Raw genomic sequence first — 13602 nt, forward strand, 5'->3', positions numbered from 1 at the left:
ATGAATAAAGAAAAAGGTTATCCTATCTATGTTTGGATAACTTTTTTCTTCATTATACCGGGTTTACCTACGAGTAAATAAGTGGTATTATTAAAAGAATGGATTAGTAAGTACAAAGGAGAAACTTTGATATGGAAGAGTGGAATAAAGATTTTAATAATATATCAATTCAATATGATGGAGGCGTTGTTCGTATTAAAGCAGATGATGCACTAATAAAATTTCTGGAGTTACCATCCCATGGTTCTTATCTTTTATCTCAGCACATTTTAAAAACCTATGAAAAAATATTTAAAAAAACCATAAAAATAAGTATCCACTCTTTGGCTATAGAGATCATCGCCCATGTCTTCGTTGATACAATCTTAGAGAATATCAGTGAATTTAGTGATTCTATTTCCCATGAAAAATTAAAACCGGTTATTGACACACTGGAACACTTAAGAGAACATACCAGGATAATAGATTGCGGAGAATCTTCACTGGATAATAACCGTTTTATATGGGATTCCCTTGTCCCTTTTCATACCATTATATATGGTATAGCGGAAATGGCTTCAACGAAAGATGAAAATCAGATAGAGGTTTAAAATAATGTTGAAAATTATGGAGGTTATATGCTTAAAATTGATAAAACGAGTGTAATGAATTTGGAAAATTCCATACGGGGTGCAAGAAATCCTATGAACAGCTGGGAGAAAAGTGACAGTTATTATTCCGCGGATGGTACGTATATATTAGGAGAAAATGATTTGGCACTTGCTATAAAATTATGCCGTGCCGGAAGTGACCACCGGAAATTTATACGTCAGATCATGGTATCCGTAGATATTACGGCTCCTTTATATTGGTGGAAGGAATTTGATACTTACAAAGTCGCAACAGTCTCAAATTCAACCAGCACCATGCATAAAATACATAGTAAACCTTTTGAACAGGATGATTTTAGCTGCGATCAACTAAACACGGAATCGAAAGAACAATTGTTATGTTTAATTAATTATTTGGAAAAATTAAGAATCAGATACAACGAAAATAAAGATAAAACTATATGGTATAATATGATTCAGCTGTTACCGTCAAGCTATAACCAGCTTAGGACCTGTACCTTTAATTATGAAACCCTAACGAATATCTATCACGCAAGAAAAAACCATAAACTGAATGAGTGGCATGTTGTATGTGATTGGATACGTATGCTTCCATATGCTGCGGAATTAATCATTGGGGAATGATTTTTAGTTAATAAATGTATCTGTTTTTTTCATTAGCAGAACAGTATTTTGCATTACATTAGTAATTATGTTATAATGTTTTTGAATTTTAACCTTTTGAATCTGCAACATGATGTGTTAACAGAATAGAATATTGGAAAAATACAAGCATTATTTTGGAGGAAATAAATGAAAGTAACAATTTTTACCGATGGGTCTGCAAGAGGTAATCCGGATGGTCCTGGCGGATATGGAACTATATTAGTATATATAGATTCCAATGGTACGGAGCATGTGAGGGAATATTCCGGCGGGTTTAAGAAAACTACGAATAACCGTATGGAATTAATGGCGGCCATTATGGGACTGGAAGCATTGACAAAACCCTGTGAAGTGGATTTATATTCGGATTCTCAATATTTAGTCAAAGCCTTTAATGAGCATTGGCTGGAAGGCTGGATAAAAAAAGGCTGGAAACGCGGTAAAAATGAGCCGGTAAAAAATATAGATCTGTGGCAGAGACTTTTAAAAGCCATAGAGCCTCATAAAGTTCGGTTTATTTGGGTAAAAGGCCATGATGGACATCCGCAGAACGAAAGATGCGATGTATTAGCAACGACTGCAGCAGACGGAGATAATTTAGCAGATGATGTTATCCTGTAAGATGTTGTTATTTTTTCACATAAGTAAACAGAACAGAGATTTCAGTTGCTTAGTTAGTCGGAAAAGACACGTAGGTTTTTCTGCAGGTTTAAAAAGAAATTGCTACAATTAACGAGAATAGGAACGGTTGAAACCAGAAAAATGTTTCTTCGGGTTCGAATAAACTTTAAAGAAAAACATGAATTAGGAAGATACGGAAGGACGAACAAATATGGCTGAATTAACACCTATGATGCAGCAGTATATGGAAATAAAAAATCAATATAAAGATTGTATTCTTTTCTATCGCCTGGGGGATTTTTATGAAATGTTTTTTGAGGATGCATTAACCTGCTCAAAAGAATTAGAAATCACTCTCACCGGCAAAAATTGCGGACAGGAGGAACGTGCTCCCATGTGCGGGGTACCCTATCATGCCGTAGAAAGTTATTTAAGTAAATTAATCAGTAAGGGATATCGCGTAGCTATTTGTGAACAGGTGGAGGATCCCAAAGCCGCAAAAGGAATCGTAAAAAGAGAGGTAATTCGTATTGTTACACCCGGAACCAATTTAAATCCCCAGGCTCTGGATGAAAGTAAAAATAATTATTTAATGGGAATCGTACATACCATAAATGCTTATGGAATCGCAACCGTAGATGTAACTACCGGTGACTTTTATGTGACGGAAGTAGATACGGATCGGAAACTTTTAGATGAAATTAATAAATTCAATCCCTCTGAAATTATATGTAACAGTACCTTTATTGTAAGCGGAGTTGATACCCTGGATTTAAAAAACCGGCTGCAGATTTCTATCTCTGATTTAGAACCCTGGTATTTTGATGATGACTTATGTGTAAATGCATTAAAAGAACATTTTAGTGTATCCTCCCTGGCCGGCCTTGGATTAAAGGATTATACCATTGGGGTGATTGCGGCAGGCGCAATCATGCAGTACTTATATGAAACCCAGAAAAATTCCCTGAGCCACTTAACGAGACTGACTCCTTACATCACCAGCAAATATATGATTTTAGACAGTTCAACCAGAAGAAACCTGGAATTGGTGGAAACCTTACGGGAAAAGCAAAAACGTGGTTCCCTATTATGGGTGCTCGACAAAACCAAAACAGCGATGGGTGCCAGGTTATTAAGAAGTTATGTGGAACAGCCTTTAATTGATAAGAACGAAATTAATGAAAGACTGGACGCTATTACTGAATTAAATAATACTGTTATTATCAGAGAAGAAATTCGTGAATATTTAAATCCCATCTATGACCTGGAACGTTTAATCAGCCGTATCAGTTATAAAAGTGCAGGCCCCAGGGATTTAATTTCCTTTAAATCTTCTTTATCCATGCTGCCATATATTAAGGGGCTTCTTCAAGGTTCTTCCGGTAAATTATTAAACCAAATTTATACGGAATTAGACCCATTAGAAGATATTTTTAATCTAATAGAACAGTCTATCGTGGAAGAGCCGCCTCTTGCCGTTAAGGAAGGCGGTATTATTAAGGACGGCTATCATGATGAAGTAGATAAGTTGCGGAAAGCCAAAACGGAAGGAAAAACCTGGCTGGCTGAACTGGAAACCAGAGAAAAAGAAAATACAGGAATTAAAAATTTAAAAATTAAATTTAACCGTGTGTTTGGTTATTATCTGGAAGTTACTAATTCCTACCAGAACCTGGTTCCCGATACCTGGATAAGGAAGCAGACCCTTGCTAATGCGGAACGGTATACCACCACAGAATTGAAAGAACTGGAAGAGGTAATCTTAGGGGCTGAGGACAAGCTGTTTTCTTTGGAATATGATATTTTCTGTGAAATCAGGGACAAGATTGGTAATGAGGTAAACCGGATTCAACAAACGGCTAAAGCCATAGCTAAAATCGATGTATTTGCTTCCCTGGCTCTGGTTGCAGAACGAAATAATTTTACCAGGCCATCCATCAATGAAGATGGGGTAATTGATATTAAAGACGGAAGACATCCTGTGGTTGAGCAGATGTTATTAAGTGATATGTTTGTAACCAATGATACCTATTTAAATAATAAAGAGAACCGGGTCTCCATTATTACCGGACCCAATATGGCGGGCAAATCTACCTATATGCGTCAGACTGCTTTAATTGTTTTATTGGCTCAGATCGGAAGTTTCGTGCCTGCGTCCCACGCAGAGATAGGTATTGTGGACCGAATCTTTACCAGAGTAGGTGCTTCCGATGATTTAGCTTCCGGTCAAAGTACGTTTATGGTTGAGATGACGGAAGTGGCAAATATTCTGCGCAACGCCACCAAAAACAGCCTTTTGATCTTAGATGAAATCGGAAGAGGTACCAGCACCTTTGATGGATTAAGTATTGCATGGGCTGTGGTGGAACATATCAGTAATCCTAAATTACTGGGTGCCAAAACACTGTTTGCTACCCATTACCATGAACTAACTGAATTAGAGGGGAAACTTGACAGTGTAAATAACTATTGTATCGCCGTAAAGGAACATGGCGAAGATATTATTTTTCTGCGTAAAATCATTAAGGGCGGAGCAGATAAAAGTTATGGTATTCAGGTAGCAAAATTAGCCGGTGTACCGGACAGTGTATTAAAGCGGGCTTTTGAAATCGTGGATGAATTAAGTAAAAATGATATAGCAGAAAAAGCCAGAGCTATTCATGTGGATAAAAAATCCATTATGAAAGACAATGAAGATATTACTTTAAGAGAGCAAAGTGTTTCGGATCTAACAGTAAAAACAAAAAAGCGCCATGGGGAAATACCGGATCAGATGTCCCTATTTGATTTGAGCTCAAACGATGATATTATTATGGAGTTAAAAGAATTGGATATGAATGTTCTTACTCCCATGGAAGCAATGAATAAGTTATACCAAATGCAGCAAAAGGTCAAAAAGCGTCTGTAATACAGGAGGTTAAACTTATGTCTAAAATTACCGTTTTAGATGATAATACAATTAATCAGATAGCAGCCGGAGAAGTAATCGAACGTCCTGCCGCTGTCGTTAAAGAATTAGTGGAAAATGCCATTGACGCAGGTGCCAACGCAATCACTGTGGAAATAAAAGAAGGCGGTATTAGTTTTATCCGTATTACGGATAACGGTTCCGGTATTGAGGAAGAGGATATGCCTCTGGTTTTCTTACGTCATTCTACCAGTAAGATACGAACAGCAGAAGATCTACTTCGGGTTACCAGTTTGGGTTTCAGAGGGGAAGCGTTATCCAGTATTGCAGCTATTTCACAGGTGGAATTAGTTACAAAAACCAGTGAGAGTTTTACCGGGCTGCGTTATTTAATAGCCGGAGGGGAAGAAAAAAGCCTGGAGTATATCGGCTGCCCTAACGGAACGACATTTATTATACGGAATCTTTTTTATAATACACCGGCGAGAAAAAAATTCCTGAAATCCCCTGTAACCGAAGCGGGATACATTGGTGATTTAATGGAACGTTTAGCGGTATCTCATCCGGATATCTCCTTTAAATTTATCAATAACGGACAGATTAAACTGCATACTGCAGGAAATAACAATCTAAAAGATATTATATATAATGTTTATGGACGGGATATTACGGCAAACCTGTTATTAACGGAAAGCAGTAATGAACAGATTTCCATTGAAGGATATATTGCCAAACCGTTAGTATCCAGGGGTAACCGAAATTATGAAAATTATTATATAAACGGAAGATATGTAAAAAGTTCCTTAATCAGTAAGGCTATAGAAGAGGCTTACAGACCATTTATCATGCTTCACCGATATCCGTTTACTTCCCTCCATATTCGAATTAAAAGCGAATTAATCGATGTGAATGTTCATCCTGCTAAATTAGAAATTCGTTTTAAAAACGGAGAGGAGTTATATCAGCTTCTCTATCATACGATTAAAAGTACTCTGGAAGGAAAAGAAATGATTCCGGCAGTACATTTAACAGAAGAAAAACAGGAAATTAAAATTGACCAAAAGATACCAGAACCTTTTGAAGAAAAACGCAGGCAGGAATATATCGGAGAATTAAACCAAGACAGAGAAATTCCAAATAAGAAAACTGGTTTAAACGGTTTTTCTTACCAGGAAAAGAATCAATGCGACCAATTACCAGGGCAGGATGTTAAAGCTTCAAATGATTTTAATCGCTCGGTGGATCAGGAAAGATTTAAAAATCAGAATAAAGGTTCTGTTAATTCTTACCAGAATAATTGGAATAAAAGTTTAGAATATAATGATAATAAAAGTAAAAACAATTATTCTACAATAATAGAACTGACATCCCCAAATAAAAATACTGCAGCAGATAAGGTTTTGATAAAAGAAACAGAGATAGGCAAATTGAATGAAGTAGTAAACGATGCACCTGCCCTTGTAAAAGAGGAGAGGCTTTCCGCTCATAATACGGATCAGAAAGAAGAACTAACTGAAATTTTATCGGACAGTGCGGACTTTAATAAGGAAGCTCGGATGATTGGTAAAGCGGAACAATTATCTTTCCTGTCGGAAGAAGCGATAAAAAGCCATCGAATTATCGGCCAGATTTTCTCTACTTATTGGATTGTTGAGTTCGGTGACAAGTTGTTTTATATAGACCAGCATGCAGCTCATGAAAAAGTACTATATGAAAAGATTATGAAATCTTTAAAAGATAAAACTTATACATCCCAACTTTTAGAACCGCCGATTATTTTGTCACTGACCATGCGGGAAGAGGAAGCTTTAAAGAAACATATTACCTATCTGAATAATATCGGTTTTGAAATAGAAGAGTTCGGCGGCAAAGAATACGCCGTTCGGGCCGTACCCAGTGATTTATTTGGTTTGGCACAGTATGAAATATTAATAGAACTCATTGACGGATTCGCCCTGGAGGTATATAATGATACGCCGGAACTGATTCTAGAAAAAATTGCTTCCATGTCCTGTAAGGCAGCAGTGAAAGGTAACCACCGGTTGTCAGGTGAAGAGGCGAGGGCATTAATTGAGGAATTATTAACCCTGGATAATCCGTATCATTGTCCCCATGGAAGACCGACAATTATTTCCATGAGCAAATATGAGTTGGAGAAAAAGTTTAAAAGAATTGTATAAATAGAGTGAAAGAAAATATAAAAAGAAGGATGCCACACATGGATTCTTTCACTCTGTGAAACTAATTTCACATTCTTATATTGTGGCAGTTCGCAGGACAGTATGCGTTAGGCGGAAAAAATGAAGAAACCCTTGATAATATTAACAGGACCTACTGCTGTGGGAAAAACGGAATTATCGATTAAACTTGCAAAAGCGATTGATGGAGAAATAATTTCTGCAGATTCCATGCAAGTATATAAATATATGGATATTGGTACTGCGAAGATTACAACGGATGAAATGCAGGGGATTAAACATTACCTGATAAATGAGCTGGAGCCGGAAGATGAATTTAATGTAGTTAAATTTAAAGAACTTGCATTAAAGTATATGAGTGAAATTTATTCCAAAAGTAAGATTCCTATTATAGTCGGCGGAACTGGTTTTTATATTCAAGCAGTTCTGTATGGTATTGATTTTAAAGATAACGGTGAAGATACTATTTACCGTAAGCAGTTGGAAGAACTCTACGAAAAGGAAGGTGCTGTTTATCTGCATCAAAAACTGGCTGAGGTCGATCCTGGATCGGCAAAAGCAATTCATCCCAACAATGTAAAACGAGTGATTCGAGCATTGGAATATTATTATCAAACCGACAGCAGGATATCAGCACATAATGAAGAGCAGCGGCAGAATGAATCACCTTATAATTTCTGTTATTTTGTATTAAACAATGAACGTGAAATTGTATATGAAAGAATCAACAGCCGGGTTGATTTGATGATAGAAAAAGGCCTTATAACTGAAGTAAAAGCTTTACTGGATAAAGGCTGTACGAAAGATATGGTTTCCATGCAGGGTTTGGGTTATAAAGAAATTATTTCTTATTTGGATGGGGAATGTTCCCTGGAGGAAGCGGTATATACCTTAAAAAGAGATACCAGGCACTTTGCCAAGCGGCAGCTTACCTGGTTTAAACGGGAAAAGGAAGTTACTTGGATTAACAAGCAGGATTATTTTAATGATGAAAATAAATTACTGGAAGTACTTCTAAAAGAAATCAAGAAAAAAAGTATTATATATTCAGAAATAGATTAATAAATTTCTGATAAAAGGCGCTGATTTTGCGCCGCACCCATTCTGACATTATCTCAAAAGAGAAAGGTTAATCATGGATAATTTATTTAAACAAATGTATAAAGATTTGCATATTGACGAAGTTATTTTAAGTTACTGCGGTTCCATCGAAAATACTTTAAAGAAACGATTTGAGGATATTGATAAAGTAGCAGAATACAATCAGCTTAAGGTTTTAAAAGCAATGCAGGATAACCGTGTAAGTGATATTCATTTTGCAGCAACAACCGGTTATGGTTACAATGATCTTGGGCGTGATACTTTGGAAAAAGTATACGCAGATGTTTTTCGCACGGAATCCGCTCTGGTAAGGCCGCAGTTAATCAGCGGCACACATGCTTTAACCATAGCATTGTCCGGTAACTTAAGACCCGGAGATGAGATTTTATCACCTGTTGGGAAGCCTTATGATACTTTGGAGAAAGTAATCGGAATAAACACCGATATGGAAGAAGCGATAACAGATGAAAAAAATGAAACTGGGAAAACCGGACACACGAAGAGAACTGGGCGTTTAACCGGTTCCCTGGCAGAATATGGCATAACCTATTCCCAAGTTGATTTGTTACCAGATGGAAGGTTTGATTATGACGGTATCCGGGGAGCAATGAATAAACGAACAAAATTAGTCACAATACAGCGTTCCAAAGGATACGCAACAAGGCCGACTCTATCGGTAGAACGTATTGGGGAATTAATTCATTTTATAAAAGAAATAAATCCCAATGTTATCTGTATGGTTGATAATTGTTATGGAGAATTTGTTGAAACTATGGAACCAACGGAAGTAGGGGCCGATCTTTGTGTAGGTTCCCTGATAAAAAATCCGGGAGGTGGCTTAGCACCAATCGGTGGTTATATTGTTGGTAAAGAGGAATTTGTAGAAAATGCGGCTTTCCGTTTAACAGCTCCCGGTCTTGGGAAAGAAGTTGGAGCAACACTGGGGATTAACAGCCAATTATACCAGGGATTATTTTTAGCGCCTTCTGTAGTTTCAGGTGCATTAAAAGGTGCTATTTATGCAGCTAATATTTATGAAAAATTAGGTTTTTCCGTTATACCAAACGGTACTGAGTCCCGTCATGATATTATACAGGCAGTAACCTTGGGAACTCCGGAGGGGGTAGTTGCTTTCTGCAAAGGAATACAGGCTGCCGCACCGGTTGATAGTTTTGTAACTCCGGAACCATGGGCTATGCCGGGATACCACTCCGATGTTATCATGGCTGCCGGTGCATTTATTCAGGGAGCTTCCATAGAATTAAGTGCGGATGCACCCATTGAACCTCCCTATGCGGTATATTTCCAGGGAGGACTGACCTGGTATCATGCGAAATTCGGTATTCTAATGTCGGTTCAGAAATTATATGAAGAGAATTTAATACGTCTGGATAGATGATTATATGATATGTTTTATATACCGAAGGGATAGACAGATGTTAATTATATTTAAAGAGTAAAATAACATGTAAACCGCTTTCATGCATATTCATATAAATAAAATGTATAAGTACTTTTTAATACAAGAATATTTGGTAATCTGCTAATATAATTAAGTTGCATTAGGTATTTTATGCTATTTTTGTATACAAACGTGATGAATTATGTTAGAATGGACAATAGAAATCTGATATTTGGAGGTAATATTGTTATGGCTAGAGTAAGCGGTAAGAACTCATGGGCATTATTACTGTTGATTTTAGCAGGTATAGTATTAGGCGGCTTTATCGGATATCTGGCTAAAGATATATCGGGATTCTCCTGGTTAAACTATGGACAAAACTTTAGTCTGGGAGATACGGATGGTGCCGGCATTATACGGTTAAATTTAGGAGTTATGGTTATTAGCTTCGGTTTATCAATTAAGATTACAATCGCAAGTATTATAGGTGTAGTCTTAGCTATAATAATATATCGTAAACTTTAGAATCGGTTTCCTATTTATTTTCTTGGAGAGAGAATAAACGGGAGGTTATATGATAGAAAAGTATTACACTGTTAAAGAATTGCCTGTTTCAGAAAGACCTTATGAAAAATATGAGAAATCCGGCCCGTCTGCTTTATCAGATGCTGAACTGCTGGCTATTATCATTCGTTCCGGATCACGGAATGAAAGAGCTGTTGATTTAGCCACAAAAGTTTTAGGATATTCGGGCAGCTATCCCGGGTTAATTGGATTAAATCATATGAATTTGAATGAATTGCAGTCAATTAAAGGTATCGGAAGAGTAAAAGCGATTCAGTTGTTATGTATTGCCGAATTGACAAAACGTATGGCGAAAGCAACCAATGAAGGGAGACTGAAAATGAATACTCCTGAAGCGGTTGCTCATTATTATATGCAGGACATGCGGCATTTATCAAGGGAAAGAGTTCTGCTTATCATGTTAGACTCCAAAAGTAAGATTTTAAAAGATATGATCATTTCTACCGGTACGATAAACAGTTCACTATTATCACCCCGGGAAATTTTTTTGAATGCTTTAAAATATGAAGCGGTATTTGTTATTTTACTACATAATCATCCAAGCGGTGATCCAACTCCCAGTATGGAAGACATTCAAATTACGAAAAGAATGAAAGAAGCTGGAAATTTAATTGGAATTAAACTTATGGATCATATTATTATTGGAGATAATAAATATATAAGCTTAAGCGAGCAAGGTTATATTTAAACTTGTTATAATAAGCTATTTATGTAAAATAATAAATTTCTTGTGACTATAAAGTCACTGTGGTTCTATGATTAACGCATACATGGGTGTGTGTAAAATATGCATGCTGTTTTAAAGCTGCATATGGCATTGGCTAACAAGTTTGGAAGGAGACAACAGGTATGGCAGGAAACATATATGGTATTGATTTTGGAACCAGTACCATTAAAATATATCATAAAAATGTTGGAATAATCTTAGATGAAAAAAACATGATAGCAGTTGCAAATAGAAAACAGGTTATTGCAGCTGGAAACGAAGCATTTGAAATGTACGAAAAGGCACCCTCTAACATACATGTAAGTTACCCGGTGAAAAATGGAGTAATTGCAGATATAGCTAATATGTTAGAATTATTAAACTATATGATACGTAAAATTAATAAAAAGAGCAAAAAATTGTCTGCAGCAGCTATTATCGTAGCAACTCCCTCTGATATAACAGAAGTAGAAAAAAGAGCATTTTTTGATCTGGTTGCCAGTTCTAATTTTAAGTCTAAAAATATTAAAATAGTTGAAAAACCCATTGCAGATGCCGTTGGAATTGGCCTTGACGTAACCAATGCGAAAGGGGTTATGGTTGTGGATATCGGTGCGGATACTACAGAAGTATCCATCATGTCCCTGGGCGGTATCGTTATTAGTAAGCTGATCCCTATTGGAGGTAACCGGCTGGATGAATCCATAAAGATTTATGTGAAGAAAAATTACAATTTGGTTATCGGAGATAAAACTTCAGAGAGTATTAAAAAGGAATTGGCTTGTGCTTTTCCGATGGACGAAAACAGTATTAAAGTTTATGGACGTAACGTTGTCACCGGTCTGCCTGCAGAAGTTGAGATAAGTTCAGCCAGTGTACATGAATCCATAACGGAATATCTTTATACAATCGTAGATGCTATCCGAATCATATTAGAAAGAACACCGCCTGAAATTTCATCGGATATTATAGATTCCGGTATTTTTATAACCGGCGGGTCAGCTTCTATATCTGGCTTGGATAAATTAATCGCAAAAGAAACGGGACTAAAAGTGAATATCTGTAAAGATGCAACAGACACTGTCGTAAATGGACTTGGCCAAATCATCGAAGATAAGAAACTCTCATCACTGGCCTGTTCATTAAAACAAACAAATTTTAGCGGTTGATCCCTAATTTCCGCGAAAGCAAAGTGAGAATTAGCAAGTTTGCTTGCAATAATTCGAACGCGCACGCGAACTGAAGAAACTCGCAAAGCGTGTTTCTTCCGGTTTAGTATAGGAATAATCCGGCCTAAGGGTATCTGTTAAACATATACCAGGTCGGACATTTTTAAAATATTCAATAATCCGGTTTATTGTCATCAATCATTTATAGGATAATAATGTTACTCGGATTATGGGAAAAGAGGTATTTATGAGAAGAAGGACAAAGTTCAATATAAATCCAAAGCATTTATTCATTTCAGGTGCTTTGTTGTGCTTTGTATTAATATTTGTTTCTTTTCAATATAAAGAGCAATTGTCACCGGTAAAAACAGCAGCGGGAAACGTTATATCACCTATGCAGGATGGGATTAATTCCATAGGGCATGCAATTTCAAGTCAGGTTGAAAAATTATCCAGCTTAAGTAAATTATTAAAAGAGAATGCAACTCTTAAGGATCAGGTCAGTACTTTATCTTACGAAAATAAAATATTACTGCAGGACAAATACGAATTAGACCGGTTCCGTGATTTATATAAATTAGATAAGAAATATGCGGATTACCCAAAGGTTGGTGCAAGGGTAATTGATGCGGACCCTAACAGCTGGTATAACAGCTTTCGAATTGATAAAGGTACGGATGACGGAATAGCTGTTAACATGAATGTTATCGCCGGTAACGGTCTGGTTGGAATTATCGAAGAAGTAGGTAAAAACTGGGCAAGGGTTAAATCCATCATAGATGATTCCAGCAATGTAAGCGGTATGTTTTTAAAAACTTCAGATCGATGTATTGTAAACGGTGATTTGGAATTATATAATTCAGGAGTAATTGGTGTCGAATTAATCGGTAAGGATACCAAAGTATCCGATGGTTATGAAGTAGTAACCTCACCAATCAGTGATAAATATCTGCAGGGAATACTTATCGGTTATATCAGTGACTTAACCGTTGATCCGAATAATCTAACCAAAACAGCACATTTAACTCCGGCTGTGGATTTTGACCGATTAGAAGAAGTACTTATAATCACTGAATTAAAAGAACCACTGGTAGATATAGATGATACAAAAAAGAAGTAATACACCAGAAAGGCAGGAGTGTAATTTTTAGTGAAACGGTTTATTGTAGTAATAATTGAAATTTTAATATGCTTTTTATTGCAGACTACGGTATTTCAATGGTTAGCACTTGCCCATGTAACTCCAAACCTCCTGCTTATATTAACGGTAGCTATTGGTTTGATGAGGGCAGAACCGAAGGCCTCATTGTAGGATTTGTATGCGGGTTATTGATTGACTTTTGTTATGGTGATATACTTGGATTATATGCCTTAATTTATATGATAATCGGCTATTTAAACGGCTACAGCCATAGGATATTTGTAAAAGATGATTTAACGATTCCGATTTTTTTAGTAGGAGTAAGTCAATTCTTATACTTTTTTTTATTTTATATATTTGAATTTTTATTAAAAGGTAAATTAGATATTTTATTTTATCTCGTAAGTATTGGACTACCGGGAATTATATATACGGTAGTTGTTTCTATTGTATTATACAAGTTACTGAACCTAATCAATACGCGGCTTGACCGTAAAGAGGAAGAGGAGGTGTAG

Annotated in this window: 12 protein-coding genes; all 12 read left to right on the plus strand. The window is 36.3% G+C overall.

The window, feature by feature from the left end; genetic code table 11:
• Positions 1-131: 131 nt before the first annotated feature.
• Positions 132-590 carry a hypothetical protein gene (locus Ana3638_RS16750; RefSeq protein ID WP_161839059.1) on the plus strand — a complete coding sequence of 153 codons (459 nt, stop codon included), beginning with the start codon at positions 132-134 and terminating at the stop codon, positions 588-590.
• Between the two features lie 27 nt (positions 591-617).
• The gene (locus tag Ana3638_RS16755) at positions 618-1235 is read left to right on the plus strand and encodes a hypothetical protein (RefSeq protein ID WP_161839060.1); all 618 of its coding nucleotides are present in this window, start codon (positions 618-620) and stop codon (positions 1233-1235) included.
• A gap of 168 nt (positions 1236-1403) precedes the next feature.
• Positions 1404-1877, plus strand: a complete 474-nt coding sequence (rnhA, locus tag Ana3638_RS16760; protein ID WP_161839061.1) for a ribonuclease HI — start codon at positions 1404-1406, stop codon at positions 1875-1877.
• 211 nt (positions 1878-2088) lie between these two features.
• Entirely contained in the window at positions 2089-4785 is a 2697-nt protein-coding gene (gene mutS, locus Ana3638_RS16765; protein WP_161839062.1) for a DNA mismatch repair protein MutS, read from the plus strand.
• Positions 4786-4802: 17 nt separating this feature from the next.
• Positions 4803-6965 (plus strand): DNA mismatch repair endonuclease MutL, encoded by a 2163-nt coding sequence (gene mutL / locus Ana3638_RS16770; protein WP_161839063.1) that lies wholly within the window; start codon positions 4803-4805, stop codon positions 6963-6965.
• A 120-nt stretch (positions 6966-7085) separates the two neighbouring features.
• The gene (gene miaA, locus Ana3638_RS16775) at positions 7086-8045 is read left to right on the plus strand and encodes a tRNA (adenosine(37)-N6)-dimethylallyltransferase MiaA (protein ID WP_161839064.1); all 960 of its coding nucleotides are present in this window, start codon (positions 7086-7088) and stop codon (positions 8043-8045) included.
• 73 nt (positions 8046-8118) lie between these two features.
• Positions 8119-9483, plus strand: a complete 1365-nt coding sequence (locus Ana3638_RS16780; RefSeq protein ID WP_161839065.1) for a methionine gamma-lyase family protein — start codon at positions 8119-8121, stop codon at positions 9481-9483.
• Between the two features lie 252 nt (positions 9484-9735).
• Positions 9736-10011: a DUF4321 domain-containing protein gene (locus Ana3638_RS16785; RefSeq protein WP_161839066.1), complete on the plus strand. Its 276-nt coding sequence runs from the start codon at positions 9736-9738 to the stop codon at positions 10009-10011.
• 49 nt (positions 10012-10060) lie between these two features.
• Positions 10061-10759: a RadC family protein gene (gene radC / locus Ana3638_RS16790; RefSeq protein ID WP_161839067.1), complete on the plus strand. Its 699-nt coding sequence runs from the start codon at positions 10061-10063 to the stop codon at positions 10757-10759.
• Between the two features lie 161 nt (positions 10760-10920).
• Positions 10921-11946 carry a rod shape-determining protein gene (gene mreB / locus Ana3638_RS16795; RefSeq protein ID WP_161839068.1) on the plus strand — a complete coding sequence of 342 codons (1026 nt, stop codon included), beginning with the start codon at positions 10921-10923 and terminating at the stop codon, positions 11944-11946.
• A gap of 247 nt (positions 11947-12193) precedes the next feature.
• Positions 12194-13066 carry a rod shape-determining protein MreC gene (gene mreC / locus Ana3638_RS16800; protein WP_161839069.1) on the plus strand — a complete coding sequence of 291 codons (873 nt, stop codon included), beginning with the start codon at positions 12194-12196 and terminating at the stop codon, positions 13064-13066.
• Between the two features lie 68 nt (positions 13067-13134).
• Positions 13135-13602 carry a rod shape-determining protein MreD gene (gene mreD / locus Ana3638_RS16805; RefSeq protein WP_161839070.1) on the plus strand — a complete coding sequence of 156 codons (468 nt, stop codon included), beginning with the start codon at positions 13135-13137 and terminating at the stop codon, positions 13600-13602.

Source organism: Anaerocolumna sedimenticola, assembly GCF_009931695.1.
Lineage (GTDB): Bacteria > Bacillota > Clostridia > Lachnospirales > Lachnospiraceae > Anaerocolumna > Anaerocolumna sedimenticola.

What these genes read in the sequence shown, in the direction of transcription:
- Ana3638_RS16785 (WP_161839066.1), top strand. Translation starts at nt 9,736, where the DNA reads ATGGCTAGAGTAAGCGGTAAGAACTCATGGGCATTATTACTGTTGATT.
- miaA (WP_161839064.1), top strand. Translation starts at nt 7,086, where the DNA reads ATGAAGAAACCCTTGATAATATTAACAGGACCTACTGCTGTGGGAAAA.
- Ana3638_RS16750 (WP_161839059.1), top strand. Translation starts at nt 132, where the DNA reads ATGGAAGAGTGGAATAAAGATTTTAATAATATATCAATTCAATATGAT.
- rnhA (WP_161839061.1), top strand. Translation starts at nt 1,404, where the DNA reads ATGAAAGTAACAATTTTTACCGATGGGTCTGCAAGAGGTAATCCGGAT.
- Ana3638_RS16780 (WP_161839065.1), top strand. Translation starts at nt 8,119, where the DNA reads ATGGATAATTTATTTAAACAAATGTATAAAGATTTGCATATTGACGAA.
- mutS (WP_161839062.1), top strand. Translation starts at nt 2,089, where the DNA reads ATGGCTGAATTAACACCTATGATGCAGCAGTATATGGAAATAAAAAAT.
- mreC (WP_161839069.1), top strand. Translation starts at nt 12,194, where the DNA reads ATGAGAAGAAGGACAAAGTTCAATATAAATCCAAAGCATTTATTCATT.
- radC (WP_161839067.1), top strand. Translation starts at nt 10,061, where the DNA reads ATGATAGAAAAGTATTACACTGTTAAAGAATTGCCTGTTTCAGAAAGA.
- mreB (WP_161839068.1), top strand. Translation starts at nt 10,921, where the DNA reads ATGGCAGGAAACATATATGGTATTGATTTTGGAACCAGTACCATTAAA.
- Ana3638_RS16755 (WP_161839060.1), top strand. Translation starts at nt 618, where the DNA reads ATGCTTAAAATTGATAAAACGAGTGTAATGAATTTGGAAAATTCCATA.
- mutL (WP_161839063.1), top strand. Translation starts at nt 4,803, where the DNA reads ATGTCTAAAATTACCGTTTTAGATGATAATACAATTAATCAGATAGCA.
- mreD (WP_161839070.1), top strand. Translation starts at nt 13,135, where the DNA reads ATGCTTTTTATTGCAGACTACGGTATTTCAATGGTTAGCACTTGCCCA.